The 24,475-nt window shown below is 70.5% G+C and carries 23 protein-coding genes; 16 read left to right on the top strand and 7 right to left on the bottom strand.

Annotation, left to right across the window (positions count from 1 at the left end):
• Positions 1-207: 207 nt before the first annotated feature.
• Positions 208-1,155 carry a serine hydrolase gene (locus Q4V64_RS09835; protein WP_124443689.1) on the bottom strand — a complete coding sequence of 316 codons (948 nt, stop codon included), beginning with the start codon at positions 1,153-1,155 and terminating at the stop codon, positions 208-210.
• A 150-nt stretch (positions 1,156-1,305) separates the two neighbouring features.
• On the opposite strand from Q4V64_RS09835, the gene Q4V64_RS09830 reads away from it, so the two are divergent.
• Complete coding sequence (locus tag Q4V64_RS09830) at positions 1,306-2,037, top strand: SseB family protein (protein ID WP_124443690.1); 732 nt, start codon at positions 1,306-1,308, stop codon at positions 2,035-2,037.
• Between the two features lies 1 nt (position 2,038).
• Here the strand turns inward: Q4V64_RS09830 and Q4V64_RS09825 are convergent, their stop codons facing one another.
• Complete coding sequence (locus tag Q4V64_RS09825; protein WP_124443691.1) at positions 2,039-2,407, bottom strand: DUF1844 domain-containing protein; 369 nt, start codon at positions 2,405-2,407, stop codon at positions 2,039-2,041.
• 390 nt (positions 2,408-2,797) lie between these two features.
• On the opposite strand from Q4V64_RS09825, the gene infC reads away from it, so the two are divergent.
• The 10 genes from infC (at position 2,798) to Q4V64_RS09775 (ending at position 14,007) form a co-directional block, all read left to right on the top strand.
• Positions 2,798-3,457: a translation initiation factor IF-3 gene (gene infC, locus Q4V64_RS09820; RefSeq protein ID WP_124443901.1), complete on the top strand. Its 660-nt coding sequence runs from the start codon at positions 2,798-2,800 to the stop codon at positions 3,455-3,457.
• A 110-nt stretch (positions 3,458-3,567) separates the two neighbouring features.
• Positions 3,568-3,762 carry a 50S ribosomal protein L35 gene (gene rpmI, locus Q4V64_RS09815; RefSeq protein ID WP_124443692.1) on the top strand — a complete coding sequence of 65 codons (195 nt, stop codon included), beginning with the start codon at positions 3,568-3,570 and terminating at the stop codon, positions 3,760-3,762.
• A 95-nt stretch (positions 3,763-3,857) separates the two neighbouring features.
• Positions 3,858-4,241 carry a 50S ribosomal protein L20 gene (gene rplT, locus Q4V64_RS09810; RefSeq protein ID WP_006141703.1) on the top strand — a complete coding sequence of 128 codons (384 nt, stop codon included), beginning with the start codon at positions 3,858-3,860 and terminating at the stop codon, positions 4,239-4,241.
• A 153-nt stretch (positions 4,242-4,394) separates the two neighbouring features.
• Complete coding sequence (locus Q4V64_RS09805) at positions 4,395-5,243, top strand: RNA methyltransferase (protein WP_124443693.1); 849 nt, start codon at positions 4,395-4,397, stop codon at positions 5,241-5,243.
• A gap of 116 nt (positions 5,244-5,359) precedes the next feature.
• Positions 5,360-6,505 carry an ATP-binding protein gene (locus Q4V64_RS09800; RefSeq protein ID WP_124443694.1) on the top strand — a complete coding sequence of 382 codons (1,146 nt, stop codon included), beginning with the start codon at positions 5,360-5,362 and terminating at the stop codon, positions 6,503-6,505.
• 138 nt (positions 6,506-6,643) lie between these two features.
• On the top strand, positions 6,644-7,765 hold the full coding sequence (gene pheS / locus Q4V64_RS09795) for a phenylalanine--tRNA ligase subunit alpha (RefSeq protein WP_124443695.1): 1,122 nt from the start codon (positions 6,644-6,646) through the stop codon (positions 7,763-7,765).
• Positions 7,765-10,278, top strand: a complete 2,514-nt coding sequence (gene pheT / locus Q4V64_RS09790) for a phenylalanine--tRNA ligase subunit beta (protein ID WP_124443696.1) — start codon at positions 7,765-7,767, stop codon at positions 10,276-10,278. Before pheS ends, pheT begins: the two co-directional genes overlap by 1 nt.
• Positions 10,279-10,627: 349 nt before the next feature.
• A complete protein-coding gene (locus Q4V64_RS09785; protein WP_124443902.1) occupies positions 10,628-11,821 on the top strand; it encodes a PP2C family protein-serine/threonine phosphatase in 1,194 nt (397 codons plus the stop codon).
• A 225-nt stretch (positions 11,822-12,046) separates the two neighbouring features.
• Positions 12,047-13,387 carry a transcriptional regulator gene (locus Q4V64_RS09780; protein WP_124443697.1) on the top strand — a complete coding sequence of 447 codons (1,341 nt, stop codon included), beginning with the start codon at positions 12,047-12,049 and terminating at the stop codon, positions 13,385-13,387.
• Positions 13,388-13,461: 74 nt separating this feature from the next.
• A complete protein-coding gene (locus tag Q4V64_RS09775; RefSeq protein ID WP_124443698.1) occupies positions 13,462-14,007 on the top strand; it encodes an NUDIX hydrolase in 546 nt (181 codons plus the stop codon).
• Between the two features lie 32 nt (positions 14,008-14,039).
• On the opposite strand, the gene Q4V64_RS09770 is transcribed toward Q4V64_RS09775, so the two are convergent.
• Together Q4V64_RS09770 and Q4V64_RS09765 are read right to left on the bottom strand one after the other, a co-directional pair.
• A complete protein-coding gene (locus Q4V64_RS09770) occupies positions 14,040-14,297 on the bottom strand; it encodes a hypothetical protein (protein ID WP_124443699.1) in 258 nt (85 codons plus the stop codon).
• Positions 14,298-14,489: 192 nt separating this feature from the next.
• Complete coding sequence (locus tag Q4V64_RS09765) at positions 14,490-15,362, bottom strand: 3-hydroxybutyryl-CoA dehydrogenase (protein WP_124443700.1); 873 nt, start codon at positions 15,360-15,362, stop codon at positions 14,490-14,492.
• A gap of 169 nt (positions 15,363-15,531) precedes the next feature.
• On the opposite strand from Q4V64_RS09765, the gene Q4V64_RS09760 reads away from it, so the two are divergent.
• On the top strand, positions 15,532-16,758 hold the full coding sequence (locus Q4V64_RS09760) for a family 10 glycosylhydrolase (protein WP_124443701.1): 1,227 nt from the start codon (positions 15,532-15,534) through the stop codon (positions 16,756-16,758).
• A 1-nt stretch (position 16,759) separates the two neighbouring features.
• On the opposite strand, the gene Q4V64_RS09755 is transcribed toward Q4V64_RS09760, so the two are convergent.
• Together Q4V64_RS09755 and Q4V64_RS09750 are read right to left on the bottom strand one after the other, a co-directional pair.
• Positions 16,760-16,960, bottom strand: coding sequence for a DUF1918 domain-containing protein (locus Q4V64_RS09755; protein ID WP_124443702.1), 201 nt, complete (start codon positions 16,958-16,960; stop codon positions 16,760-16,762).
• A gap of 93 nt (positions 16,961-17,053) precedes the next feature.
• Positions 17,054-17,971 carry a DMT family transporter gene (locus Q4V64_RS09750; protein ID WP_124443703.1) on the bottom strand — a complete coding sequence of 306 codons (918 nt, stop codon included), beginning with the start codon at positions 17,969-17,971 and terminating at the stop codon, positions 17,054-17,056.
• On the opposite strand from Q4V64_RS09750, the gene Q4V64_RS09745 reads away from it, so the two are divergent.
• The 3 genes from Q4V64_RS09745 to Q4V64_RS09735 all read left to right on the top strand — a co-directional run bounded on the left by Q4V64_RS09745 (position 17,970) and on the right by Q4V64_RS09735 (position 20,908).
• Positions 17,970-19,403 carry a PLP-dependent aminotransferase family protein gene (locus Q4V64_RS09745; protein WP_124443704.1) on the top strand — a complete coding sequence of 478 codons (1,434 nt, stop codon included), beginning with the start codon at positions 17,970-17,972 and terminating at the stop codon, positions 19,401-19,403. The genes Q4V64_RS09750 and Q4V64_RS09745 overlap by 2 nt on opposite strands.
• A gap of 385 nt (positions 19,404-19,788) precedes the next feature.
• Positions 19,789-20,241 (top strand): GNAT family N-acetyltransferase, encoded by a 453-nt coding sequence (locus Q4V64_RS09740; RefSeq protein ID WP_124443705.1) that lies wholly within the window; start codon positions 19,789-19,791, stop codon positions 20,239-20,241.
• Positions 20,242-20,314: 73 nt separating this feature from the next.
• Positions 20,315-20,908, top strand: a complete 594-nt coding sequence (locus Q4V64_RS09735) for a histidine phosphatase family protein (protein WP_124443706.1) — start codon at positions 20,315-20,317, stop codon at positions 20,906-20,908.
• A 334-nt stretch (positions 20,909-21,242) separates the two neighbouring features.
• Here Q4V64_RS09735 and Q4V64_RS09730 read toward each other — a convergent pair whose 3' ends face one another.
• Positions 21,243-21,686, bottom strand: a complete 444-nt coding sequence (locus Q4V64_RS09730; RefSeq protein ID WP_124443707.1) for a DUF6314 family protein — start codon at positions 21,684-21,686, stop codon at positions 21,243-21,245.
• A gap of 169 nt (positions 21,687-21,855) precedes the next feature.
• On the opposite strand from Q4V64_RS09730, the gene Q4V64_RS09725 reads away from it, so the two are divergent.
• Positions 21,856-24,339 carry an alpha-L-arabinofuranosidase C-terminal domain-containing protein gene (locus tag Q4V64_RS09725; RefSeq protein ID WP_124443708.1) on the top strand — a complete coding sequence of 828 codons (2,484 nt, stop codon included), beginning with the start codon at positions 21,856-21,858 and terminating at the stop codon, positions 24,337-24,339.
• The last annotated feature ends 136 nt before the right edge of the window (positions 24,340-24,475 follow it).

Below are 24,475 nucleotides of genomic sequence, written 5' to 3'. Positions count from 1 at the left end.
CACGCACTCTCGCCGCACCGGGCACAGACCCAAGTACATCCAGTACGAGGGCCTGCGCCCGGCACGCCGAGAGCACGCACCGGACGCCGCTCCTTGACGGGCAAACGTTGCCTGCCGCGGCACTAGTCGCTACGACAGGTTCTGGAGCAGTAGAGCTGGGACGGGTTCTGGAGCAGTAGAGCTGGTTAGAGGGTCGCTACGGCGGCTTCAGCGCGTGAACACCGACACAGCCGCCCGAGCAGCCGCCTCCACCAGCGAAATCCCCTTCGCCTGCGTCGAGTTGCCCTTCGACAGCACGGCCACCAGGTAGTCGTCGCCGTCCACCGTCACGCGCCCGACGCTGTTGATGTCCCACAGCCCGGTGGTGCTGCGCGGCAGCCAGCCGTTCTTCAGAGCCCACCCGGAACCGTCGGCCGCGGCCGACACCCCCCACTGCTGGCCGACGGCTATCCCACCCATCAGCCCCCGCACATACGACCGCGAGGCCCCGCTCAGCTCCGAGTCGTCCCCGAACACCTGCTGGAGCAAGCTGAGCTGATCTGCGGCCGTCGTCTGCGTCAGCCCCCACAGCTCGCCGTCGCCGCCCTCGGTGTCGGCGAGCCCGAACCGCTCGTTCGCGGCGTCCAGCCCGTCCGCCCTCCCGATGATCCGCCACAACGCCGTCGCGGAGGCGTTGTCGCTGTTCTCGATCATGGCGGTGGCGTAGGCCTTCTCCTGGGCCGTGAGACGCGTCCCCGCGTCCTGATGCCGGAGCAGCAGCGCCGCCAGGATGTCGACCTTGACGATGCTCGCCGTGTCGTAGGCGCCGTCGCCGTACCTCGCGCTCTCGCCGGAGTCCAGGCTGAGCACCGCCACCGAAACCTCCGCGGTGTCTTCCGCGCCCACGGCCTCCAAGGCGTCGGCCAGCACCGCGTCATGGTCCACCGTCGGCTGCGCCACCGGTTCCACTGATGCCTCCTCGATCGCCGGGGCCGAGGGGGAGGCCGACGGCGTCGGCGCCGACGATACGGCGCCCCCACCGGAATGCGCCTGCGCCTTGACGTACACGGTCCCGCCCGCCGTACCGCCGACGACGGCGACGGAGGCGAGCGCGGTGTACAGCCAGGGGCGGCGCCGGGGAGGACGGGAGCGGGGGGCGGCTCTGGAAGAGTCCATGCCCGCGATGCTCGGGGCGGCGACTGTGCGGGCTGTTAGACGGATGTTAGATGTGTGTCAGAGATATCTGAGAAAGCGGTGAAGGGCGTCACGAACAGATTTCCGGGCCCGCACAAGCGCAGCAGTATCCCCCCTATAGGGTCGGTGACCGTGGCGAACAAGAACATTCCCGACTCCGGCTTCTCCGACGACGACGGCTCCGCCGACCCCCGGCTGAGCGCGGCGCTCGCCGCCTGGGCCGAGGACCGCTCCGCCGAGGGACCCGTCCTGGAGGCGCTCAAGGGCGCCCGGCTGCTCGTCCCCGTCGTGGCCGTGCTCGGCGAGGTGGAGGAGGACGAGAACGGCTTGCGCCGCGAGAAGACCAGCGACATGGCCGTACCGACCCTGAAGGCCGGCAGCCGCGTCGCCCTGCCCGCCTTCACCTCCACCGAGTCGCTGGCCCGCTGGGACCCGGCGGCCCGCCCCGTCGCCGTACCCCTGCACCAGGCCCTCCAGGCCGCCGCGCACGAGAAGGCCGACACGATCGTGCTGGACATGGCCGGACCCGTGCCGTACGAGCTGACCGGGCCCGCGCTGCTCGCGCTCGCCGAGGGGCGTACGACGGCCGACCCGCTCGCCGACCCGGCCGTCGTCGAGGCCGTCCGCGGTGCCGTGGCCGCCGAGCCCGCCGTGCTGCGCGCCCACCTCGGACCGGGGCAGGCCGACGGCACCCTCGTGCTCGTACTGGACCCGGCCACGCCACCCGCCGAGGCCGCGCGGGCGGTCGCACAGCGCCTCGCCGCCGACGACACGCTACGGGCCCGCCTGGTGCGCGGCCTCGACCTGGCCCTGCTGCCGGCCGGGGTGACGCCGCCGGGCGAGCCCCTGTACGTACGCCCGTGAATCAGCCGTAGATCGGGCCCGTGTACTTCTCGCCCGGTCCCTGGCCCGGCTCGTCCGGGACGAGCGACGCCTCGCGGAACGCCAGTTGCAGCGACTTCAGACCGTCGCGCAGCGGCGCCGCGTGGAAGGAGCTGATCTCGGTCGCGCTCGCGTCCAGCAGCCCGGCGAGGGCGTGCACCAGCTTGCGGGCCTCGTCCAGGTCCTTGTACTTGTCGCCCTCCTCGGTCAGCCCGAGCTTCACGGCGGCGGCGCTCATCAGATTGACGGCGACCGTCACGATCACCTCGACCGCCGGGACCTCCGCGATGTCGCGGGTCATCTCGTCGAAGTCGGGCTGCTCGGGGGAGCCGGAGGGGGAGGTTTCACTCATGCAGGACACGATAGGTGCCCCACGGAGCATCGCCCCATTCGGTCTCGGTTAGCCCTTCCCGGACCGAGCTGCTAACCTTGTGTAACGACCGGCCGGACGCGCCATGAAGTACGCAGCGTGCTCGGCCCACAAGTGGAGGCTCCGATCTCCCACCTGACCGTCCTCCGGGACGGCGGGTCACCCGGTCAGGCGGCCACCATCGTTCCGTACGGACGATGGAGTCGCCCGAAAGCGCGCCCCGCGATCATCGCGGCGGTGCTCCGGTAGCAATGGAGCCCCGCCTGTGATCGTCCGGGGCATTTTTTGTGCGTCGGCGCGGTTAGGTCTTACGAACACAGACATACGCGGCCGTCCGCCAGATGGCCGTGTGGTGCTAACCGAGGAGGATCCATCAGCGCCGAGCCCCGCATCAACGACCGGATTCGCGTTCCCGAGGTGCGACTTGTCGGTCCCAGTGGCGAGCAGGTGGGCATCGTCCCCCTGGCCAAGGCACTGGAGCTTGCGCAGGAGTACGACCTGGACCTGGTCGAGGTCGCGGCGAACGCCCGTCCGCCCGTGTGCAAGCTCATGGACTACGGGAAGTTCAAGTACGAGTCGGCCATGAAGGCCCGTGAGGCGCGCAAGAACCAGGCGCACACGGTCATCAAGGAGATGAAGCTCCGGCCGAAGATCGACCCGCACGACTATGACACCAAGAAGGGTCACGTCGTCCGGTTCCTCAAGCAGGGCGACAAGGTCAAGATCACGATCATGTTCCGTGGTCGCGAGCAGTCCCGGCCCGAGCTGGGCTACCGACTGCTGCAGCGGCTCGCGGAGGACGTCCAGGACCTCGGTTTCGTCGAGTCGAACCCGAAGCAGGACGGCCGAAACATGATCATGGTTCTCGGTCCGCACAAGAAGAAGACCGAGGCGATGGCCGAGGCTCGCCAGGCGCAGGAAGCCCGCAAGGCCGAGGCGAAGGCCAACCCCGGCAAGTCGCAGAACGCCGCGGAGTCCGAAAACGCCTTGGAAGACGTCGAGGCTCCGGCCGAGGCATCCGCCGACGCGTGATCCCGGGGGACGCAAGTCCCCAGGACGTAACCGATACAAGAGCGACGCTCCACCGTGCCCGGTTTCACGACCGGGCATCGGAGCGCCACCGACGAGGAGAGAACGGCGCTATGCCGAAGAACAAGTCGCACAGCGGTTCCAGGAAGCGCTTCAAGGTCACCGGCTCCGGCAAGGTGCTCCGTGAGCGCGCCGGCAAGCGCCACTATCTCGAGCACAAGTCGTCCCGTCTGACGCGTCGCCTCACCGGCAACGCCGAGATGGCCCCGGGCGACGCCAAGAAGATCAAGAAGCTTCTCGGCAAGTGACATCCGGCGCGCATCTCGCGCCCGATCTCTGACCGGGACCCAATCGTTTCCGGGCCGCGTGAGTCCAACCGCGGCCCCGCTACAAGGAGTTAAAAGTGGCACGCGTCAAGCGGGCAGTCAACGCCCACAAGAAGCGCCGGGCGATCCTCGAGCAGGCCTCCGGCTACCGCGGTCAGCGTTCGCGCCTGTACCGCAAGGCCAAGGAGCAGGTCACCCACTCGCTGGTCTACAACTACAACGACCGCAAGAAGCGCAAGGGTGACTTCCGCCAGCTGTGGATCCAGCGCATCAACGCCGCGGCCCGCGCCAACGGCATCACGTACAACCGCTTCATCCAGGGGCTGAAGGCCGCGAACGTCGAGGTCGACCGCAAGATCCTGGCCGAGCTGGCCGTCAACGACGCGAACGCCTTCGCGGCGCTCGTCGAGGTCGCGCAGAAGGCGCTGCCGAGCGATGTGAACGCGCCGAAGGCTGCGTGACACCGGCGCCGGCCCTGAGCCGACGTGACTGGACGGACCCGTGGGATCGCCTGCGGGTCCGTTGTGCTGCGTGGTGCGGGCCTCGGCACCGCCGTAATCCGTCGTCGAGGTGATCGCCGTCGCGGCGGAGAGTTGTTACCGAAGGTGAGTTGCATGGCCCCTGTCACCCCCGAGCTGATCTCCCCCCGTTCCCCCCGCGTCCTGGCCGCCCGACGGCTCGCCAAGCGGAACTTCCGGGGCAAGGAGCGGCTGTTTCTCGCGGAGGGGCCGCAGGCCGTGCGGGAGGCCGCGGCGCACGCGTCCACGTTGGTCGAGCTCTTCGCCACACTGGACGCCGCGGAGCGGTACGCCGACATCATCGGTGAGGCCCGCGCTGCCGGGGCCCGGGTGCATCTCGCCGACGAGCAGGTCATCGCCGGCATCTCCACCACCGTCACCCCGCAGGGACTCGTGGGGATCTGCCGGTTCCTCGACACGCCCTTCGATGAGATCCTCGCGGCCCGCCCCAAGCTCGTCGCCGTGCTCGCGAACGTACGGGATCCCGGGAACGCCGGCACCGTCCTGCGATGCGCCGACGCGGCCGGTGCCGAGGCCGTCGTACTGACCGATGCCTCGGTCGATCTCTACAACCCCAAGGCCGTACGCGCCTCCGTGGGCTCGCTGTTCCACCTTCCCGTCGCCGTGGGCGTCCCCGTGGAGGAGGCGGTCGCGGGGCTCAAGGGAGTCGGCACCCGCGTCCTCGCCGCCGACGGGGCCGGGACCGACGATCTCGACGACGAGCTCGACAAGGGGACCATGGGCGGGCCGACCGCGTGGGTGTTCGGGAACGAGGCCTGGGGGCTCCCGGAGGAGACCCGTACGCTCGCGGACGCCGTCGTACGCGTCCCGATCCACGGGAAGGCCGAGAGCCTGAACCTCGCCACCGCCGCCGCCGTATGTCTCTATGCGTCAGCCCGTGCACAGCGCGCCTCCGGAGGGTGCCGCACCGTCACCGACAGCTAAGGCCCTGCCGTCGGATTCCCGCCCGCCCTTCGGGCGGACGACGGGAATCCGACGGCAGGGCCTAGTAGGGTGACCAGCTCGGGGGCCCTGCGCCGTCTGAGAGGTGGGGTACGGGGATGAGTGTCGGCACGAGCAGCGCACCGGGAGCACGAGACGTACGGTGCCCGCCCGCGTCCCGGCCCGGTGATCTCTCCGAGCTCGGCATCGACCCCGACCAACTGCCCGACGGCCTCGTCGTCGCGGACGAGCACGGACGGGTGATCTGCTTCAACGCCGCCGCGGCCAGGATCACCGCCCTCCCCGCCGAGGAAGCCCTCGGACAGCGGCTGGAGAAGGCCCTGCCGTTAGAGGACCTGGAGGGGCGGCGCTGGTGGCAGCTGACCGATCCGTACGGCGGGCTCGCCATCCGGGTCGGACAGCCCGAGCGCAATCTGCTCCTCCCCGGCGGGCGGGAGGTGCTCGTCTCCGCGAAATACGTGCGGACACGGCCCACCGGGCCCGTCGCCCGTGTCGTCGTCTCCCTGCGCGACACCGAGGCCCGCCGCCGCACCGAGCGCAGCCACGCCGAGCTGATCGCGACGGTGGCCCACGAACTGCGTTCGCCCCTCACCTCCGTCAAGGGTTTCACCGCGACCCTCCTCGCCAAGTGGGAACGGTTCACCGACGACCAGAAGCGGCTGATGCTGGAGACCGTCGACGCGGACGCCGACCGGGTCACCCGGCTCATCGCCGAGCTGCTGGACATCTCCCGGATCGACTCCGGGCGGCTCGAGGTGCGCCGCCAGCCCGTCGACATCGGCGCCGCCGTCGGACGGCACATCCAGGCGTACGTCGCGGCCGGCCTGCCCGCCGACCGGTTCCTGCTGCGTATCGAGCAGCCCCTGCCCGCTCTGTGGGCCGACCCCGACAAGATCGACCAGGTGCTCAGCAACCTGCTGGAAAATGCCGTGCGGCACGGTGAGGGAACGGTCACCATTGACATCACGGCCACGGCGTCCCCGCGCGAAGGCGAGAACGTCGACAACACAGCCACGTCGGTCACGGTGAGCGACGAGGGGCCCGGCATCCCGGAGGAGTCCATGAACCGCGTCTTCACCCGCTTCTGGCGGGGCAGCAAGCGCGGTGGCACCGGCCTCGGGCTCTACATCGTCAAGGGCATCGTCGAGGCCCACGGCGGCACCATCACGGTCGGCCGCGCCACCGGCGGCGGCGCCGAGTTCCGATTTACGTTGCCCGTGAGCACTCCGGCATATCTGACCTGAGCAGCCCGCGGGCGCATTCGTATACCTCCACCCCGTTAGACTCGGCCTTTGGCACCCTTGTGTCCCAAAAACCGTGACGATCTGTCCACGAGTCGGTGACGGGGACCTTCAGCCAGCCAATCGGAAGCACGGGAAGAGATGTCGGCACCGAATAAGTCGTACGACCCTGTAGAGGTCGAGGCCTTGAAACCGGAAGAGATCGAGCGCATGCGGGACGAGGCGCTCGCCGCCTTCGCCGCCGCGGACTCCCTCGACGCGCTCCAGGAGGCCAAGGTCGCCCACACCGGCGGCACCTCCCCGCTGGCCCTCGCCAACCGCGAGATCGGCGCGCTGCCCCCGCACGCCAAGGCCGAGGCCGGCAAGCGCGTGGGCCAGGCCCGCGGCGCCGTGAACAAGGCCCTGGCCGCCCGCCAGGCCGAGCTGGAGGCCGAGCGCGACCAGCGGGTGCTGGTCGAGGAGGCGGTGGACGTCACGCTGCCGTACGACCGGGTACCGGCCGGCGCCCGCCACCCGCTGACCACCCTCTCGGAGCGCATCGAGGACATCTTCGTGGCCATGGGCTACGAGGTGGCCGAGGGCCCCGAGGTCGAGGCCGAGTGGTTCAACTTCGACGCGCTGAACATCGGCCCGGACCACCCGGCCCGCGGCGAGCACGACACGTTCTTCGTACAGGGCGCTCAGGGCGGCACCGAGTCCGGTGCCGTGCTGCGCACCCACACCTCGCCGGTGCAGATCCGCTCCCTGCTCGACCGCGAGCTGCCGGTCTACGCGATCTGCCCCGGCCGCGTGTACCGCACCGACGAGCTGGACGCCACGCACACCCCGGTCTTCCACCAGGTCGAGCTGATCGCCGTCGACGAGGGCCTGACCATGGCCGACCTCAAGGGCACCCTGGACCACATGGTCCAGTCCCTGTTCGGCGAGGGTATGAAGACGCGGCTCAGGCCTAACTTCTTCCCGTTCACCGAGCCGTCCGCCGAGATGGACATGGTGTGCTACGTCTGCCGCGGCGAGTCCGTCGGCAACCCCGACCGGCCCTGCCGTACCTGCTCGTCCGAAGGCTGGATCGAGCTCGGGGGCTGCGGCATGGTCAACCCGCGGGTGCTCACCGCCTGCGGCGTCGACCCGGAGAAGTACAGCGGCTTCGCCTTCGGGTTCGGCATCGAGCGGATGCTGATGTTCCGCCACAACGTCGATGACATGCGAGACATGGTCGAGGGTGACGTCCGGTTCACCCGGCCGTTCGGGATGGAGATCTGATGCGGGTCCCGCTTTCTTGGCTGCGGGAGTACGTCGACCTGCCGGCGACTGAAACCGGGCGCGACGTCCAGGCCAAGCTCGTTTCGGCCGGTCTGGAGGTCGAGACCGTCGAGCACCTCGGCCACGACCTCAAGGGGCCGCTCGTGGTCGGCCAGGTGCTGACCATCGAGGAGCTGGAGGGCTTCAAGAAGCCGATCCGCTTCTGCACCGTCGACGTAGGCCAGGCCAACGGCACCGGCGAGCCCCAGGAGATCGTCTGCGGCGCCCGCAACTTCGCCGTCGGCGACAAGGTCGTCGTGGTCCTGCCCGGCGCCACCCTGCCGGGCGGCTTCTCGATCTCCGCGCGCAAGACCTACGGCAAGACGTCCCACGGCATGATCTGCTCCAGCGACGAGCTGGGCATGGGCGACGACGGCACCAAGGGCATCATCGTGCTGCCGCCGGAGGCCGAGGTCGGCAAGGACGCCATCGAACTCCTCGAACTGGTCGACGAGGTCCTGGACATCGCCGTCACCGCCAACCGCGGCGACTGCCTGTCCATCCGCGGCGTCGCCCGCGAGGCGGCCATCGCCTACGGCCTTCCGCTGCGCGACCCGGCCCTGCTCGACGTGCCCGGCCCGAACGCCTTCGGCTACCCGGTGCGGGTCGCCGACCCGGTCGGCTGCGACCGCTTCACCGCCCGTACGGTCACCGGTCTGAGCCCCGAGGCGCGCTCCCCGATCTGGCTCCAGCGCCGCCTGCAGAAGGTCGGCATGCGCCCGATCTCGCTCGCCGTCGACGTCACCAACTACGTGATGACGGAACTCGGCCAGCCGCTGCACGCCTACGACCGGGGCCTCGTCCAGGGCACGATCGGCGTGCGCCGGGCCGAGCCGGGCGAGAAGCTCACCACCCTCGACGGCGTGGTCCGCACGCTGGACGCCGAGGACCTGGTGATCGCCGACGACCGTGGCCCGATCGGCCTCGCGGGCGTGATGGGCGGCGCGAACACGGAGATCGCCGACCACGACGACGTCGAGAACGCTACGGCGGACGTCGTGATCGAGGCGGCACACTTCAACGCCGTCTCCATCGCCCGTACGGCCCGCCGCCACAAGCTGTCCTCCGAGGCCTCCCGCCGCTTCGAGCGCGGCGTCGACCCGCAGGCCGCGGCCGCCGCCGCCCAGCGCACCGTCGACCTGCTGGTGCTGCTCGCGGGCGGCACCGCCGAGGCCGGCGTCACCGAGGTCATCGCGCCGTCCGCGCCGCACACCATCACCGTCCCCGCCGACCACCCGGACAAGGTCGCGGGTGTCACGTACGGCCGGGAGACCGTCGTACGACGTCTTCAGGAGATCGGCTGCGACGTGTACGGGCAGGACGAGCTGCTCGTCACCGTGCCGTCCTGGCGGCCCGACCTCCTCGAGGTCAACGACCTGGCCGAAGAGGTCATCCGCCTGGAGGGCTACGAGAACCTGCCCTCCACCCTGCCCAAGCCGCCGTCCGGCCGTGGCCTCACCCACCGGCAGCGGCTGCACCGCCGCGTCGGCCGGGCCCTGGCCGGGGCCGGGTACGTCGAGGCGCCGAACTACCCGTTCGTCAGCGAGCAGGTCTTCGATCAGCTGGGCCTGGCGGCCGACGACCCGGCCCGCCGTGTCGTGAAGCTGACCAACCCGCTCAACGACGAGGAGCCGGCGCTGCGTACGTCGCTGCTGCCGGGCCTGCTGGGTGCCCTGCGGCGCAACGACGGCCGGGGCTCGCACGACTTGGCGTTGTTCGAGACCGGGCTGGTCTTCCTGCCGCGTGCGGAGCAGCGCGTCGCTGTCGCTCTGCCCGTCGACCGGCGACCCACCGAAGAGGAGATCGCGGAGCTGAACGCCGCGCTGCCGGAGCAGCCGCGCCACGTCGCCGTTGTCCTCGCCGGTGCCCGTGAGCAGGCCGGCTGGTGGGGCAAGGGGCGTGCGGGCGACTGGGCCGACGCGGTGGAGGCGGCGCGGGTGGTGGCCCGTGAGGCCGGTGCGGAGCTGGTCGTCCGCAGCGGGCAGTACGGGCCTTGGCACCCGGGTCGGTGCGCCGAGCTGGCGGTCATCGCGGACGGTGTCGAGCGGGTCGTCGGGCATGCGGGTGAGCTGCACCCGCGGGTGCTGAAGTCGCTGGGGCTGCCCGCGCGTACCTGTGCGATGGAGCTCGATCTGGACGCGCTGGAGCGGGTGGGGGACGGTACGCCGCAGGCGCCGAGCATCTCCACGTTCCCCGTTGCCACGCAGGATGTCGCCCTCGTGGTCGAGAAGTTCGTGCCGCATGCCGATGTGGAGGCCGCGCTGCGTGAGGGCGCGGGTGAACTGCTGGAGGGCATCCGGCTGTTCGACGTGTACGAGAACGAGGAGCAGCTGGGGGAGGGGCGGAAGTCTCTTGCCTATGCGTTGCGGTTCCGGGCGGCTGATCGGACTCTGACCGTGGATGAGGCCTCTGCGGCTCGGGACGCGGCGGTTGCGCTTGCGGGGGAGCGCACGGGGGCGGTGCTGCGGAGCTAGGCCCTGTCGTCAAATTCCCGTCGTCCGCCCGAAGGGCGGGCCCTGCGGCGTCAGGTGCGTGCTCTCGGCGTGCCGGGCGCAGGCCCTCGTACTGGTTGTACGTGGGTCTGTGCCCGGTGCGGCGAGTGGGGGCACCTCCCACGCCTTTAAGGCAGTGGGGGAGCGTGCATGGCGTCGCAGGGCAGGCGGGAATTTGACGACAGGGCCTAGGGGCGTTGCGGTCACCTCACTCAATAGGGTGACTTCTCCCAGTGATTGGCCCTTTCTGGGCATCTGGTCGACAGAATCGGACCGGCCTTTCGAGGTCGGTCCGATTGCGCTGTCAGGGCCTAATTGGGGGGCCATCGGCATGATCCGCATCAAAGCTGGGGTTCCCCGCAGGGCTGGGCGGCCCCGGACGGATACACGGGCGCCCGGTCATCGGGGCCTTCCCTCATGGCTTCGAGGCACCTCTCGGCCCCGTCGCCGGCGGCTGCGGCGGGCCCTCGCGCTGGGGCTGCCCACCGCCTGGGGCGCCGTCGCCGTCACCTACAAGCTGGCCTGTCCGCTCGCCCAGCAGAACGGCCTCGGGGCCCGCGCGGTCTCCAGCGCCGTCTTCTTCGCCGTCGGCACCGGGCTGATCTGCTACGTCCGGCACGGTCTGCTGCGTGAGCTCAGGAAGGCCCGTCAGGTCGCGGACGCCGCCCAGAGCGTGCTGCTCCGGCCGCTGCCCCCGCGCGTCGACGGCCTCAACCTCGCCGCCGCCCAGCTGTCCGCGGACCACGGCGCCACCATCGGCGGTGACCTGTACGACGTGGTCGCCACCGAGCACGGCGTCCGGGTCGTGATGGGCGACGCACGCGGGCACGGCCTCACCGCCATCGCTACGGCGGCCGCCGTCCTGGGCAGCTTCCGCGAGGCCGCGCACGACGAGGCGGAACTCGACGGTGTGCTGCGCCGGTTGGAACGCGCCCTGGCCCGGCACCTGCGCGAACGGGCGCGCGCGGAACATCCCTCGGCCGGGCCGGAGCCCGAGAACCCGGTCGCCGAGGAGTTCGTCACCGTACTGCTGCTGGACATCGACCGGGACGGGGAGGTCCGCGCCCTCAACTGCGGCCATCCGTGGCCGTATCTGCTCAGCGGCACGAGGGTGGAGCCTCTCGCGAATGCGGAGCCTCACCCGCCCCTCGGCTTGTTCCCTCTTCCGCACGACCTGCCGCCCGTGCGGTGTGGCCACCTGATGCCGGGCGAGACCCTGGTCCTGCACACGGACGGTGCCGAGGACGCGAGGGACGCGCGTGGCCGGTTCTTTTCCCTGCACACAGCCCTGTCCGAGGCCGTACGCGACAACCTTGTCGCAGGCCCACGGGTCGTATTGGGTTCGATCTTCACGGCACTACTGCGTCACACGGGCGGCACACCAGCGGACGACATCGCCCTACTGGTACTCAGCAACGACCGGCAAGGCAGACGTCCCTCAGGGGCGCGGGGCAGTGACACGTGCGGCTCCGCCGCGGGGGCGCGACCAGCCACAACGAATCCGCAGCCGACAACGCACCTTTAACGGCACGGCGATTAGGTCCCGGCGTTGGCTAGCGCAGCGCCCGGGCCGCCGCACTGTACGAGGGGGAGCCGGCGGCCCGGCCGGCCTCTTGCGAGGCATTTCAGTCAACCGGCTGGCAACTCTCCGCAACAGTGCGCACACAGCGCGGATTCGAGTACTCCGTTCACACCCCGTGTGAAGGCGGACCCACTACTCTGTCGGCACCGAGCCACCGGGGGGCCTCCCATGCAGCCCAACACTCTGCTCGACGCGATCCTGGACGAGGCGGGTATCTCGCACGCCGGCCTCGCCGCCCATGTGAACCAGGCGGGGCGGGCACGTGGTCTCGCGCTCAGATACGAACACACCGCCGTGGCACGGTGGTTGAAGGGCCAACGCCCCCGCGGCCAAGTGCCCGACCTGATCTGCGAGGTGCTCGCCGCCCGGCTGCAACGCCCCGTCACCCTCGACGACATCGGCCTCGGCGTGCCCGGCGAGCCCTCCAGCCCGCACGGCACGTCGCTGTCCGGCTTCGTCGAGCGGGCCACCGCCCTGTGGCGCTCCGACGAGCAGCAGCGCCCGCACATCCTGGGCGCGCCCGCGGTCACCGGCACGCCCGCCGTCATGCCCGTGTGGGAGTGGGAGAACCCGCCCGAGGACGTCGACGTCTCACGTGGCGGCCGGCAGCGGGTCACCCCCGCCGACATCGAGATGCTGCGCGCGGCCCGTACCCACTACGAGCAGATGTACCGCAAGGCCGGCGGCATAGCGACCCGCACCCGGATCGTCGGCTTCCTCAACGCCGAGGCCGCCCCGCTGCTGCGCGGCAGCTACACCGACGAGACGGGGCGCCAACTGCACCGGGCCACGGGTGGGTTGGTGGCCGTCGCCGGGATCTGCGCGTACGACTCCGACGCGCACGGCCTCGCCCAGCGCTACTTCCACCAGGCCCTCCGGCTGGCGAAGGCCAGCGGGGACCGGGGACTGGGGGCGTACGTGATCGCGCTCCTGGTCAACCAGTCGCTGTTCATGCGGGAGTACCGCCAGGCCGTCGCCTTCGCCGAGGCCGCGCTGCGCGCCGCGGGCAAGCACATCACCCCCGCCCTCGCCTCCGACCTGTACGCGATGCAGGCGAAGGCGTACGCACACCTCGGCGACGGCACGAGCGCACTGTCGTGCATCCGGCGGGCCGAGCAGGCCGCCGAACGCATCCGGCGCGGATACGAGCCCGACGAGACGGGCTATGTCCAGCCGGGACTGGTCAACGTCCAGGTGGCGGAGGCGCTGTTGAGCCTCGGCGAGCTCGCGGCGGCCCGGGAGCACGCCATGGCCGCCGTCGACAACCCCGCCCACGACCGGGGCCGGGTGCACCGGCTCGCCATGCTCAGCACCATCGAACTGCGCCAGGGCAACGCCGACAAGGCGGTGGCCATCGCGGTGCAGATGGCCGAGCAGGCCAGGGGGATGGAGTCCCAGCGCCTGCGCGACAGACTCCGGGCGGTCCGCGAACACCTCGTACGCAGCGGGTGCGCGGGCACGTCCGAGGCGGCCGAACTCATCGACGGGGCCCTGCGCGTACCGCTGTAGACCGGCGCCCGCCCCCGACACCGCTTCGTCCCTGCTGCGATATTGCCACTTACTCGACGGAAGGTGGCAGGACCGTGCAGTGGACGAAACAGAACGAACAAACTGTGTATGAAAACCGCTGGTTCACCGTCAACCTGGCAGATGTGGAGCTGCCCGACGGCCGGCACCTGGACCACTTCCTCATACGGCTGCGGCCGGTCGCCGTGGCCACGGTGGTGAACGCGGCCAACGAAGTCCTCCTCCTGTGGCGCCACCGCTTCATCACCGACAGCTGGGGGTGGGAACTCGCGGCGGGCGTCGTCGAGGACGGCGAGGACATCGCCCGCGCGGCCGCCAGGGAACTCGAGGAAGAGACCGGCTGGCGGCCGGGACCCCTGCACCACCTGATGAGCGTGGAGCCGTCCAACGGGCTCACCGACGCCCGGCACCACATCTACTGGGCCGACGAGGGCGAGTACGTCGGACACCCCGTGGACGACTTCGAGTCGGACCGCCGGGAATGGGTCCCCCTCAAACTCGTTCCCGACATGGTCGCCCGCGGCGAGGTCCCGGCCGCGAACATGGCGGCCGCGTTACTGCTGCTGCATCATCTCCGGCTCGGGCAGGACGCCATGCCCTGATTCCCCCACCGGCGTCCTGGTCCACAGGTCCTTCAGCGGCCCAGGGCCTGCCAGATCGTCACGACGAGCGCGCCCACGGCGGTGAGTACCGCGACCGCGGGCAGCGGCCAGCGGGCGTGCTCCAGGGCGACGACCCGGGTGCTCAGGTCGTCGAGTTCCTTGTCCGTCTCTTCGGTGCGGTGGTTGAGCAGAGCCAGCCCTCCTTCGACGCGCGCGTACGCGACATCGAGGCGGCGCCGTAACTCTGCGAGTTCTCCATGGACCACGGGATGTTCGGGGTCGGCGGTCACGAGTCCGCTCCTTTCCGTAGTCGATCCCATCCCTTGCATGCGCATGAAGAGTCAACTCGCCTGGTGGGCACGTGGGGAGAGTGTGCGAGGGGCATATGCGAGCCCAGCGCGCACACGGTGTGTGAACGCCGTGGGCCCGGCACCTTCTCCGGTGCCGGGCCCGCGCGATGGCTGGATTCTGACCGTCTGTGATCAGCCGTAGGTGTAGAAGCCCGAGCCGGACTTCCGGCCCAGCCGGCCGGCGTCGACCATGCGCTGGAGCAGCGGGGGAGCGGCGTACAGCGGCTCCTTGTACTCCTCGTACATCGAGTACGCGACCGAGGCAACCGTGTCCAACCCGATCAGGTCGGACAGCTTCAGCGGGCCCATCGGGTGGGCGCAGCCCATCTCCATGCCGTTGTCGATGTCCTCGCGGCTGGCGATGCCCGACTCGAACATCCGGATCGCGGAGAGGAGGTAGGGGATCAGCAGCGCGTTCACCACGAAGCCGGAGCGGTCCTGGGCACGGATCGAGTGCTTGCCGAGCACCTTCTCGGTGAAGACCTGGGCCCGGCTGAGCGTGCCCTCGGAGGTGGTGAGCGCCGGGATCAGCTCGACCAGCTGCTGCACCGGGGCCGGGTTGAAGAAGTGGATGCCGACGACCTGGTCGGGGCGCGAGGTGGCGACCGCCAGCTTGACCAGCGGGATGGAGGAGGTATTGGAGGCGAGGATGGCGTCCGCCCGGGTCACCACCTGGTCGAGCACCTGGAAGATCTCGGTCTTGACCTGCTCGTTCTCGACGACGGCCTCGATCACCAGGTCGCGGTCGGCGAACTCGCCGAGATCGGTGGTGAAAGTCAGGCGCGCCTGCGTCGCGTCGAGCTCCTCTCCGGTGATCTTCCCGCGCTCGGCGGCCTTGGACAGGGAGTTGAACAGCCGGGTCCGGCCTATCTCCAGGGCCTCGCCGGTGGTCTCGGCGACCATCACGTCCAGGCCGGCGCGGGCGCACACCTCGGCGATGCCCGCTCCCATCTGGCCGCAGCCCACCACTCCGACGCGCGCAATGTCTACCGAGATACCGGTCACATCGTCCCTTTCGCTGCTTCTTGGCGGTGGCAGGAGTTCCGTCGTCCGGTTCCTGCTCCGATCGTGCACGTTACCTCTAAGTAGCGATGATCGATCGTCCGGGTCGGGCATCCTTGGGCGCGGAGACGATCCGTGACTGTGCGGATCCATGGCGTAGAGGGGTGTGCAGATGGGGCGACTGTCACGTCGGGCGTTCGCGCTGGCCGCGCTGTCGACTCTCACGACAGCCTCGGGTGCGGCGGCCAGGCCGGAGCATCCACGCAGGGCGACCACCGAGATGCGGGGCGTGTGGCTGGCGACCGTGACCAACCGCGACTGGCCCTCGCAGCCGGGTCTGACGGCGGCCGAGCAGCGCGCCGAGCTGATCGCCCACCTGGACACGGCGGTCCGCAACCGCCTCAACACGGTGATCTTCCAGGTGCGGCCGACGGCGGACGCGCTGTGGCCCTCGCCGTACGAGCCCTGGTCGTCGTATCTCACCGGCACTCAGGGCAGGTCCCCGGGCTGGGACCCGCTCGGTACGGCCGTGGCTCAGGCGCATGCCCGGGGGCTGGAACTGCACGCCTGGTTCAACCCCTACCGCATCGCCATGCACACCGACCCGACGAGGCTCGCCGCCGCGCACCCCGCCCGCACACATCCGCACTGGGTGGTGGCCTACGGCGGCAAGCTCTACTACAACCCCGGGCTGCCCGAGGTTCGCGCCTTCGTGCAGAACGCGATGCTGGACGCGGTGAAGAAGTACCCGGTGGACGCCGTGCACTTCGACGACTACTTCTACCCGTATCCGGTGGCGGGTCAGACCTTCGACGACGACGCGGCCTACGACCGCTACGGCGGCGCCTTCCCGAACCGGGCCGCCTGGCGGCGGGACAACACCGACAAGCTGGTGCAGGAGATGGCGAGGCGCATCCCGGAGATCCGCTCCACCACCCGCTTCGGCATCAGCCCCTTCGGGGTGTGGCGCAACGCGGCCACCGACTCACGCGGCTCGGACACCCGGGCGGGTGTGCAGACGTACGACGATCTGCACGCGGACACGCGGAAATGGGTCCGCGAGGGCTGGATCGACTACATCGTCCCGCAGCTCTACTGGAACATCGGCTCGGCCGCCGCCGACTACGCCAAGCTGCTGCCCTGGTGGGCCGAGGTGGCGCGGGGCAGCAGGACGAAGCTGTACCTGGGTGAGGCCTTGTACAAGGCGGGAGATCCGGCGCAGTCCACGGTCTGGCAGGACCCGGCCGAGCTGTCCCGCCACCTCACCCTGGCCCGCGACTACCCGCAGGCGCGCGGGCACGTCTTCTTCGCCGCCAGGGAAGTGGCGGCGGACCGGATCGGGGCGATGGCGCGGGTGGTCGCCGACCACTACGGGCAGCCGGCGAAGCCCCCGCGCTGAATCACCGGCGGGTTTCCTTTTCCCGGTGCTTGATCTCGGTGTCCGGGCCGGGTGAGCACACGCCCACGTGCCCGTCCTCGAAGCGGACGCGGTACGGGGGGTTGCCCTCCTGGCCGAGTACTTCGACGATCTCGCCGACCTTGTCGTGCTGTCCGACCACCCTGCCGTGCTGGACAAGCTGGTCGCCCACGGTTGCGCGCATCTGTTGGGCCTCCTCACCATGTGCGGGAGCAGCGGTCCGTGGCCTTGAGTTTACGGCGCGGGGGCCCGGTTGGGACCGACGCGTGCGCGCCGCTCAGCTCCGCGCCCGCTGGGTGACGGCGATGCACACGAGCACCGCCGCGGCCGTCACCGGGGCAGCCACCGTCAGGTGCTCGCCGAGCAGCAGCACCGACCACACCAGTGTGAGCAGCGGCTGGGCCAACTGCAACTGGCTGGCCCTCGGGATCCCGATCGCGGCCATGCCCCGGTACCAGAGGACCAGGCCGAGGAACTGGGAGCCCGCCGCGACCCACACCAGCCCGGCCACGCTGTGCGCGGTCAGGCGCACGGGCTCGTACGCCAGTGCCACCGCGGCGGCGGGCACGGCGAGCGGCAGACACAGCACCAGCGCCCAGGCGATGACCTGCCACCCCGGCATGAGCCGGGCCAGCCGGCCGCCCTCCGTGTAGCCGGCCGCGCACACCAGCAGGGCCCCGAAGAGGTACAGGTCGGCGGCGGTGAGGGCACCGCCGCTCTGCTGCACCGCGAAGGCGACCACCGCCGCGGCGCCCACGAGCGCCGCCGTCCAGAACGTACGGGAGGGACGGGTGCCCATGCGCAGCGCGGAGCAGAGCGCGGTCGTCAGCGGCAGCAGGCCGACGACCACGGCGGCGTGCGCGGTGGTCGAGGTCTGCAGGGCGAGCGTGGACAGCAGCGGGAAGCCGACCACGACCCCGGCGGCGACGACCGCGAGGCCCGGCCAGTGCCGGCGGCCGGGCAAGGGGACGCGCAGTGCCAGCAGACAGCCTCCGGCGATCACCGCCGCGAGGACCGTGCGCGCCGCGATCAGGGCCCACGGGCTGAAGCCCTCCAGGCCCCAGGCGGTGGCGGGAAAGGTGAGGGAGAAGGCGACGACGCCGAGGGCGGCCTGGAGGGTGCCGGCGGTCGTCGTCCTGGCCGGGGCGGTGACCGCTATCCGGGTCGGCGCGGTAGCGCTACTCTGTGCTCTCATGCAAGAGCGTAGCAGCGTCGGTGATCTGGCAGAACAGTTGCGAAGGGAGCTGGATCGCTACTCTCCAGGTGGAAAGCTCCCGTCGAGCCGCGCCCTCGTGGAACGGTTCCGGGTGAGCCCGGTGACCGTCTCGCGGGCCCTGGCGCAGTTGGCCGCCGAGGGGCTGGTGGTCACCCGGCCCGGCGCCGGGGCCTTCCGTGCCCGGCAGCGTCCCGCCGCCGCTGCCGTAGGGGACACCTCGTGGCAGGAGGTCACCCTCAGCGCCGACGGCGCCGTCGATCTCGTACCGCGCTCGGTCGACGCCTCCGGCGTCCTGGTCTCCCTCGCCGCCCCGCCGCCCGGGGTGGTCGAGTTCAACGGCGGCTATCTGCACCCGTCGCTGCAACCGGAGCGGGCGATGGCCGCGGCGCTGTCCCGGGCCGGCCGCCGCCCCGGTGCCTGGGGGCGGCCGCCGACGGAGGGGCTGCCGGAGCTGCGGGAGTGGTTCGCGCGCGGCATCGGCGGTGCCATCACGGCCGCCGAGGTGCTGATCACCTCGGGCGGCCAGTCCGCGCTGACCACCGCACTGCGCGCGCTCGCCCCGCCCGGGGCGCCCGTCCTCGTCGAGTCGCCCACCTACCCGGGCATGCTGGCGATCGCCCGCGCGGCCGGACTGCGACCCGTCCCGGTACCGGTGGACACGGACGGCGTGAAACCGGCCCTGCTCGCCGACGCCTTCCGGGCGACCGGCGCCCGGGTCTTCGTCTGCCAGCCGCTCTTCCAGAACCCCACCGGCGCCGTGCTCGCCCCCGACCGGCGCGCGGAGGTGCTCCGCATCGCGCGCGAGGCCGGTGCGTTCGTCATCGAGGACGACTTCGTACGACGGCTCGTGCACGAGAGCGCGGGGCCGCTGCCGCGTCCGCTCGCAGCCGACGACCCCGACGGCGTCGTCGTCCATGTCTGTTCGCTGACCAAGGCCACCTCGCCCAGCTTCCGGGTGAGCGCGCTCGCCGCCCATGGCCCCGTGCTGGAGCGGCTGCGCGCCATCCAGATCGTCGACACCTTCTTCGTCCCCCGGCCGCTCCAGGAGGCGGCGCTCGAACTGGTCGGCTCGCCCGCCTGGCCCCGCCATCTGCGCGCCATCTCCGCGGAGCTGAAGACCCGCCGCGACACGATGACCTCCGCCCTCCGCCTCGACCTCCCCGAACTCTCCCTTCCGCACATCCCCTCGGGCGGCTACCACCTCTGGCTGCGCCTCCCCGACGGCACCGACGAGGTGGCCTTGACGGCCGCCGCCCTCCGCGCCGGCGTCGCGATCACTCCGGGCCGCCCGTACTTCAGCGCCGAACCTTCGGCCGGGCACGTGCGGCTGAGTTTCGCGGCGGTGGCGGGGACGGGGGAGATCGCGGAGGGGGTACGGCGGCTTCGCAGGGCCTGTGACGAGGTGCTCTAGTGCCCCGGCAGGCAACGTTTGCCAGTTGAGGAGCGGCGTCCGGTGCGACCACCAGCGACCAGTCGCCGACGGACGTGGCCTCGGCGAACAGCCGGTAGGGATCGCGTACGGCGTACGACGGTTCGCTCAGCGGCTCCACCCCGGTGGCGCGCACCTCGGGCTCCGCTCCCAGCCGCTGGAGCAGTTCCTCGGCCGTCAGGCCTCGGACCAGCGTGACGCAGAACGCCACCATCAGATGGGCGTACTGCTCCTCGAGCCCTGCGTAGTCGGCCGCGGTCGTCGTAGCAGTCATGCCTTGCAGCATCGCAGCCGCCACTGACAACGCCCCGTGCCCGGCGCCGAAAACCGCTCGACGCCCTCGCCCATGACCTGCGAATCTCCCGGCATGACAGAGACCCCCGCCGTCACGCCCAGCCTCGCCGAAGGCTATGAGATCTCCGCCGATCCCGATCGCATCGACGCCGAGCGTGTGCATCGCTGGCTGTCGACGGACGCGTACTGGGCCATCGGCCGCTCCCGTGAGAAGCAGGACCGGGCGGTCGCAGGGTCGCTCAACTTCGGGGTGTACGAGACGGTCGCGGGGGATCAGGTCGCGTATGCGCGGGTCATCACCGACCGGGCGACCTTCGCGTGGCTGTGCGACGTGTACGTCGACCCGTCCGTGCGGGGCAAAGGGATCGGCACGGCTCTCGTCGAGGCCGTACGGGAGCATCTGCGGCCGTACGGGCTGCGGCGGATCCTGCTCGCCACCCACGACGCGCACGGGGTGTACGAGAAGCTCGGGTTCGCGCCGCTGGAGAAGCCGGACCAGTGGATGGCACTCGTGCTCGATCGGTGAGCCCTGACACACCCCGGGTGGCTCCTGAGCAACACCTCTTGACCTGCGCACTTCCGCGACTCACCATCGCCGCATGCAACTACGGGTCACCTTCGTCGCCGCCGCGCGCAGCTCCCCGCTGCTGGCGGAGCGCTTCGCGGACGACCGTCCGCTGGACCAGGCCGGCTGGGACGAGGTGCAGCGCGTCGCCCAGGACCTGATCCCGCTCGCGGCGGCCGAGTTGCGCTACTGCTCGCCGACTGCGCGCAGCCGCGCCACGGGGGACGCCCTCGGATACTCACCGCTGGTGCAACTCGCCCTGCGGGACTGCGACATGGGGCGCTGGAACGGGCTGACGCTCCGCGAGGCGATGGCCCGCGAACCTGCGGCCGTGGATGCCTGGCTCGCCGACCCGCAGGCCACCCCGCACGGCGGTGAGTCCCTGCGGGCCTTCATCTCCCGCGTCGGCAACTGGCTCGACACCCGGCCCGTCGAGGACGGCGGGCGCATCGTCGCCGTGGCCGAGCCGTCGGTGATCCGCGCGGCCCTGGTGTACGCCGTGAAGGCACCGCCCTCCACGTACTGGAACATCGACGTCCGCCCCCTGTCGACGACCGTCGTCACCGGCCGGGCGGGACGCTGGAACCTCCGCTTCGACGGGGTGTCCGCTCAGCCGTCCCGGGCGTAGCAAGGGTGGGTGCCTGGTCGTGCCGGTCGTGCCGGTCGTGGCGGGGTGGGTGTCGGGTTGTGCGGGTGGTGGCGGGGGGTGTCTGGTGTGCCGTTCGTCGTGGGGGTGACATCCGGTCCTCGTGGTCGTGGCGGGGGTGGTTGCGCGGCCGTGCCGGTCGTGGCAGGAGTGACGTCCGGTCCTCGTGGTCGTGGCGGGGGTGGTTGCGCGGCCGTGCCGGTCGTGGCAGGAGTGACGTCCGGTCCTCGCGGTCGTGGCAGGGATGGCTGCCCGGCCGTCCCCGTCGTAGCAGGGGCGACCGCCCGGCGCTCACGGTCATAGCCGGTATGGCTGCTCAGTCCTCGCGGGCGTACTCGGTGGTCAGGATGAGGTCCTTGGTGGGGCCGCCCACCCGCCACACGGTCCGCCAGTGGTCCCGGTCGCGCACGGTGAACTCGCCCCGGTAGAGGTCCGCCGAGCAGGGATGGTCGGCGAGGTGCCGGCCGGAGGTCAGATCCAGGTCGTGGAAGGGGCGGCCGTCGGCGAAGCGCACGTCCGCGGTGCCCGGTGAGCTTCCGGGCAGGAAGCGCAGCGTGCGCTCGGCGGGACGTGGGACGCCCTGCCAGGTGAAAGTGCCGGACTCGTGGTGCAGCAGCCCGCCTCCGTCCAGTGGGCCGAAAACCGTCGTACCGCTGAAGTGGCCCTGGGCGCCACTCGCCAGATCCCGCACCGATCGCTCCACCCGCCACCTCCCGGCCAGATACGCCAGCACGTCCGGCACCGGCCAGAACTCGCCCATCCCGTTGCGTCCCTCGTCCCATCCGTTGCTGCGCGAACCATTGACGCGTCCCTGTCCCCTACCTATCTTGCCGTTCGATGTGCTGATCATTGTCCGACATGTCGAACAACTGCACTCTCGCAACGCAGCCGCACCCTGACAACTCCCATAACTGAGCCGCGGAGTATCCATGTCACGCACGCGCACCCGCTGGAGACTAGGTCTCACGGCCACCGCCTTACTGGTGGCGGCCGGCCTCGTCCCGGCCCCCGCACACGCCGAGGACGTCACCGACTACGCGATCACCGTCGACCCGAGTGCCCAGGGCGCGAAGATCGACGACACGATGTACGGCGTCTTCTTCGAGGACATCAACCGGGCCGCGGACGGCGGCCTGTACGCCGAGCTCGTGCAGAACCGGTCGTTCGAATACTCCACCGCCGACAACACCTCGTACACGCCCCTCACCTCCTGGACGGTCGACGGCGCCGGCCAGGTCGTGAACGACGACGGGCGGCTCAACGAGCGCAACCGCAACTACCTCTCCCTGGGCGCCGGTTCGTCCGTCACGAACGCCGGCTACAACACCGGCGTCCACGTGGACGAGGGCAAGAAGTACGACTTCTCGGTGTGGGCCCGCGCGGCGAGCGGCACCGCCCTCACCGTCACCCTCCAGGACGCCGACGGCCCGCTGGCCACCGCCCGCAAGGTCACCGTGCGCACGGACGGCTGGGCCAAGTACACCGCCACCTTCACCGCCACCCGCACCAGCTCCACCGGCCGCCTCACCGTCGCCTCCTCCGCCGCGGCGGCCCTGGACATGGTGTCCCTGTTCCCGCGCGACACCTACAAGCACCAGCCGAACGGCCTGCGCAAGGACCTCGCCGAGAAGGTCGAGGCCCTCCACCCGGGCTTCCTGCGCTTCCCCGGCGGCTGTCTGGTCAACACCGGCTCGATGGAGGACTACAGCGAGGCCTCCAACTGGCAGCGTAAGCGCTCCTACCAGTGGAAGGACACCATCGGCCCGGTCGAGGAGCGCGCCACCAACTCCAACTTCTGGGGCTACAACCAGAGTTACGGCCTCGGCTACTACGAGTACTTCCGCTTCGCCGAGGACATCGGCGCGATGCCCCTGCCCGTCGTCCCGGCCCTGGTGACCGGCTGCGGCCAGAACAAGGCCACCGACGACGAGGCGCTGCTCAAGCGGCACATCCAGGACGCCCTCGACCTCATCGAGTTCGCCAACGGACCCGTGACGTCGACCTGGGGCAAGAAGCGCGCACAGATGGGCCACCCCAAGCCCTTCCACCTCACCCACATCGGGGTCGGCAACGAGGAGAACCTGCCGGTCGAGTTCATGGCCCGGTTCAAGCAGTTCCGCGCCGCCATCGAAGCCAAGTACCCCGACATCACCGTCGTCTCCAACTCCGGCCCGGACGACACCGGTCAGACCTTCGACACGGCCTGGCAGCTCAACCGCGAGGCCAAGGTCGACATGGTCGACGAGCACTACTACAACAGCCCGTCGTGGTTCCTGCAGAACAACAACCGCTACGACTCCTACGACAGGAACGGCCCGAAGGTCTTCCTCGGCGAGTACGCCTCACAAGGCAACGCCTTCAAGAACGGCCTCGCCGAAGCCGCGTTCATGACCGGCCTGGAGCGCAACGCCGACATCGTCGAACTCGCCTCCTACGCCCCGCTGTTCGCCAACGAGGACTACGTCCAGTGGAGCCCGGACATGGTGTGGTTCAACAACCACACCTCCTGGAACTCCGCCAACTACGAGGTCCAGAAGCTGTTCATGAACAACGTCGGCGATCGCGTGGTGCCCTCCAAGGCCACCGGCACCCCGTCGCTGCTGGCCCCCATCACCGGCGCCGTCGGCCTGTCCACATGGGCGACCAGCGCGGCGTACGACGACGTGAGGGTGACCGACGCCGACGGGAACCCGCTGCTCACCGACGACTTCTCCGGTGACGCCTCCAAGTGGACCCACACCGGCGGCGGCAGCTGGAGCATCCAGGACGGGCAGTACGTCCAGACCGACGCCGCCGCCGAGAACACCATGGTCTCGGCCGGAGACCCGAACTGGCGCGACTACGACATGCACGTGAAGGCCACCAAGAAGTCCGGCAAGGAGGGCTTCCTCGTCGCCTTCGGCGTCAAGGACACCGGCAACTACTACTGGTGGAACCTGGGCGGCTGGAACAACACCCAGTCCGCCGTCGAACAGGCCGTGGACGGCGGCAAGTCGACGCTCATCTCCAAGGCCGGGTCCATCGAGACGGGCCGCGCCTACGACATCGACATCAAGGTGCGGGGCCGTCAGGTCACCCTTTACCTCGACGGCAAGGAGTGGGGCAGCTTCAAGGACGACAAGCCGGCCGAGCCGTTCCGGCAGGTTGTCACCAAGGACAAGAAGACCGGTGACCTGATCGTCAAGGTCGTCAACGCCCAGTCGTCGGCGGCCCGTACGGCGATCGACCTCGGCGGCGCGAAGGTCGCGTCCAAGGCCAAGGTCACCACGCTGACGGCCGACCCGAACGCGGTCAACAGCGAGACTCAGACGCCGGTCGCCCCGGCCACGTCGACCTTCTCGGGGGTCGCCAGGAAGTTCACGTACACCTTCCCGGCGAACTCCGTCACCTTCCTGCGGATCAAGCAGAGGTAGCCGGTAGCCGTGTGGGCCACCGTCGTCGCGGCGGTGGCCCACACGCGCGACCACAATTCATTAACTCCCGGATAATGTACGGGACGACCTTTGTTCACCCGGCGGTAACGGCCATCGTGCAAAAGGCCTGCGCGTG

Source organism: Streptomyces sp. NL15-2K (genome assembly GCF_030551255.1).
In the GTDB taxonomy this organism is placed as follows: domain Bacteria; phylum Actinomycetota; class Actinomycetes; order Streptomycetales; family Streptomycetaceae; genus Streptomyces.
This window is presented reverse-complemented; position numbering and strand designations above follow the sequence as displayed.

Excerpts from the sequence above, each read along its gene's own strand:
- Q4V64_RS09735 (WP_124443706.1), top strand. The coding sequence starts at position 20,315 with ATGCAACTACGGGTCACCTTCGTCGCCGCCGCGCGCAGCTCCCCGCTG.
- Q4V64_RS09730 (WP_124443707.1), bottom strand. The coding sequence starts at position 21,686 with ATGGGCGAGTTCTGGCCGGTGCCGGACGTGCTGGCGTATCTGGCCGGG.
- Q4V64_RS09805 (WP_124443693.1), top strand. The coding sequence starts at position 4,395 with ATGGCCCCTGTCACCCCCGAGCTGATCTCCCCCCGTTCCCCCCGCGTC.
- rpmI (WP_124443692.1), top strand. The coding sequence starts at position 3,568 with ATGCCGAAGAACAAGTCGCACAGCGGTTCCAGGAAGCGCTTCAAGGTC.
- Q4V64_RS09835 (WP_124443689.1), bottom strand. The coding sequence starts at position 1,155 with ATGGACTCTTCCAGAGCCGCCCCCCGCTCCCGTCCTCCCCGGCGCCGC.
- Q4V64_RS09725 (WP_124443708.1), top strand. The coding sequence starts at position 21,856 with ATGTCACGCACGCGCACCCGCTGGAGACTAGGTCTCACGGCCACCGCC.
- pheS (WP_124443695.1), top strand. The coding sequence starts at position 6,644 with ATGTCGGCACCGAATAAGTCGTACGACCCTGTAGAGGTCGAGGCCTTG.
- Q4V64_RS09750 (WP_124443703.1), bottom strand. The coding sequence starts at position 17,971 with ATGAGAGCACAGAGTAGCGCTACCGCGCCGACCCGGATAGCGGTCACC.
- Q4V64_RS09760 (WP_124443701.1), top strand. The coding sequence starts at position 15,532 with ATGGGGCGACTGTCACGTCGGGCGTTCGCGCTGGCCGCGCTGTCGACT.
- Q4V64_RS09755 (WP_124443702.1), bottom strand. The coding sequence starts at position 16,960 with ATGCGCGCAACCGTGGGCGACCAGCTTGTCCAGCACGGCAGGGTGGTC.
- Q4V64_RS09825 (WP_124443691.1), bottom strand. The coding sequence starts at position 2,407 with ATGAGTGAAACCTCCCCCTCCGGCTCCCCCGAGCAGCCCGACTTCGAC.
- Q4V64_RS09800 (WP_124443694.1), top strand. The coding sequence starts at position 5,360 with ATGAGTGTCGGCACGAGCAGCGCACCGGGAGCACGAGACGTACGGTGC.
- Q4V64_RS09780 (WP_124443697.1), top strand. The coding sequence starts at position 12,047 with ATGCAGCCCAACACTCTGCTCGACGCGATCCTGGACGAGGCGGGTATC.
- Q4V64_RS09740 (WP_124443705.1), top strand. The coding sequence starts at position 19,789 with ATGACAGAGACCCCCGCCGTCACGCCCAGCCTCGCCGAAGGCTATGAG.
- Q4V64_RS09785 (WP_124443902.1), top strand. The coding sequence starts at position 10,628 with ATGATCCGCATCAAAGCTGGGGTTCCCCGCAGGGCTGGGCGGCCCCGG.
- pheT (WP_124443696.1), top strand. The coding sequence starts at position 7,765 with ATGCGGGTCCCGCTTTCTTGGCTGCGGGAGTACGTCGACCTGCCGGCG.
- Q4V64_RS09745 (WP_124443704.1), top strand. The coding sequence starts at position 17,970 with ATGCAAGAGCGTAGCAGCGTCGGTGATCTGGCAGAACAGTTGCGAAGG.